At 69.1% G+C, this 2,565-nt stretch carries 2 protein-coding genes and 1 pseudogene; all 3 read left to right on the top strand.

Features of this window, described 5'->3' with window-relative positions; genetic code table 11:
• Positions 1-61 precede the first annotated feature (61 nt).
• Complete coding sequence (locus FV228_RS26575; protein WP_246694040.1) at positions 62-1,099, top strand: YihY/virulence factor BrkB family protein; 1,038 nt, start codon at positions 62-64, stop codon at positions 1,097-1,099.
• Positions 1,100-1,221: 122 nt separating this feature from the next.
• Complete coding sequence (gene msrB / locus FV228_RS26580; RefSeq protein ID WP_147857267.1) at positions 1,222-1,632, top strand: peptide-methionine (R)-S-oxide reductase MsrB; 411 nt, start codon at positions 1,222-1,224, stop codon at positions 1,630-1,632.
• Positions 1,633-1,954: 322 nt separating this feature from the next.
• Positions 1,955-2,565: pseudogene (locus FV228_RS26585) on the top strand (hypothetical protein); the annotation flags it as partial.

Raw genomic sequence — 2,565 nt, forward strand, 5'->3', positions numbered from 1 at the left:
GCGCCGCGCGCCGGCCAGGCCCGAATTGCCGCCCGAGTTGCCGGAACAGCCGGCCGAGCCGCTGCGGGCCGACACGGCTGCGCCTGTGCGCAACAAGGCGATCAATGTCGGCGCACGCTCGATCGTGGGCCGCGCCGCGCAGCTCACCGCCGCGACCCAGCCCGAGCGTGGGCGCGCCGCCGACAGCCCCGCCGAGATGACCGGCGCCGGCTGGAAGGACATCGCGGTCCGGGTCTACCTGGAGTTCAACAAGGACCGGGTGCTGGCCGTGGCCGCCGGGGTGACCTTCTACACCCTGCTGTCGCTGTTCCCGGCGATCGCGGCGCTGGTCACCTGCTACGGCCTGTTCGCGGACGTCAACGCGATCAACGAGCACCTCGCGCAGCTGCACGCCGTGCTGCCGACCGGCGCGGTGGAGCTGATCGGCGACCAGATCAAGCGCATCGCCGCCAAGGGCAGCAGCTCCCTCAGCGTCACGTTCTTCACCAGCCTGCTGCTGTCGCTGTGGAGCGCCAACGCCGCCATGAAGGCGATGTTCGATGCCCTGAACGTGGTCTACGAGGAGGAGGAGAAGCGCAATTTCCTCTGGCTCAACATCCGCTCGCTGACCTTCACGGTGGGCGCACTGGTGTTCATCATCATCGCGCTCAACGCGATCGTGGTGGTTCCGATCGTGCTGAACTTCCTCGGTCTCGGCTCGGGCGCGTGGCTGCTCGCGGCGCTGCGCTGGCCGGCGGTGCTGCTGGTGCTGCTCGCCGGGCTCTCGGTGCTCTACCGCTTCGGCCCGAGCCGGGAACACGCCCGCTGGCGTTGGGTCGGCGTCGGCAGCGTGGTGGCGGGGCTGCTCTGGCTGATCGCGTCCCTGCTGTTCTCCTGGTACGTCGCCAGCTTCGGCACCTACAACGAGACCTACGGATCGCTGGGCGCCGTGATCGGCTTCATGACCTGGATCTGGATCTCATCGACCATCGTGCTGCTCGGCGGCGAGATCAACGCCGAACTCGAGCACCAGACCGGCCGCGACACCACCACGGGGGCGCCCCTGCCGCTCGGACACCGCCGGGCCCGGATGGCCGACACCGTGGGGGCGGCGGCATAGGGTGCGGCCCGTAAGCGGAACCGTGAGCGACAGGATGCCGCCGGTGCAGCCGTTTCCAGGGTCGCAGGACTGCCGGGCCCCGGGCACGATGCCTATATCTTCCGTCGAACAGGGAGATCTACATGGCCGATACCGCGACGACCAGCCCGGATGCCCGCAGCGAGGCCGAGTGGCGGGCGAAGCTCACGCCCGAGCAGTACCGGGTGCTGCGCGAGCACGGCACCGAGCGCGCCGGCACGAGCTGCCTGCTGGCCGAGAAGCGGCCCGGCACGTTCACCTGTGTCGGCTGCGGGCAGCCGTTGTTCGAGCAGGGCACCAAGTTCGAGTCCGGCAGCGGCTGGCCGAGCTTCTTCGAGCCGCTGGAGGGCGCCGTCGAGACGACCGTGGACCGCAGCCACTGGATGGTCCGGACCGAAGTCCATTGCGCACGCTGCAAGGGCCATCTCGGCCACGTGTTCGACGACGGCCCCGCCCCCACGGGCCTGCGTTACTGCATGAACGGCGCCGCCCTGAACTTCGAGCCGGCGGCCTGAGCCTGGCTGGTTCGGGTTTAACCTGGGTTGGAAAAATCCGCACCGAAAGACGGGATATCGGGGACAGGCCCGGAATTGGGGGAATCGCAACCCCACTCCGGTCTTGATTTCGTCGTGTTTTTGCTTAGCGCTTAACCGTCTCATGTTGTCGCCGTCCGGTATTGGCGATGGATGCGGTTATGGGAGAGCCAATACGGCGTTGCGGCTGAGCTTTTACGCCGCGCCTGCCGGCTCGACTTACCAGATCCATCCGGGCCGGCGGCCCTGAGGGCAGTCCGCCGGATCGGCGCACCGCCGACGAAGCGGGAGGGGTTTTGAGTTCATGAGCACCATTCGCCGATTCCTGGTCGCGCCATCCCTGGTCCGCCTGATCCGCAAGGAACGGGGCGGAGCCCGGATCACTGAGGGCCACTTCGTCGCCCAGGGGGGCCGCAGCTCCTACGTGCGCGTCGACGGCCAGATCTGCCAGCTGGTGCTGGTGAACAAGGGCGCCGACGGCATCCCGGTCGAGGAGCGGACCGACGTGCCGCGCGCCCACGGCGACGCGCTGCTGGATGTCTGCCCCGGCAAGGCCGCCTACGACCGCACCGTGCTGACGCTCGGCGGGCGCGAGGTCACGATCGACCGGTACGTCACACCGGGCAATCTCGACCTGATCAGCGTCGCCTTCGACAATGACGGCGACGCGGGCGCCTTCCAGAGCCCGAACTGGTTCGGGCGTGAGGTCAGCAGCGAGCCGGCCTACGAGCGCCAGGCTCTGGCCATCCAGGGCGTGCCGGCCGGCGAGGAGGTGCCGCTGAGCAACGCGGCGCTCGACGCCGTCCTCGACCTGATCGAGCCGCGGTTCGGCTTCGGCCGCTACGGCAGCAACGCGCGCGGCAGCGAGACGTCGGACGACGGCGCGATGAGCGCCATGCGCCGCATCGTGACGCC

Source organism: Methylobacterium sp. WL18 (assembly GCF_008040015.1).
GTDB lineage: Bacteria > Pseudomonadota > Alphaproteobacteria > Rhizobiales > Beijerinckiaceae > Methylobacterium > Methylobacterium mesophilicum.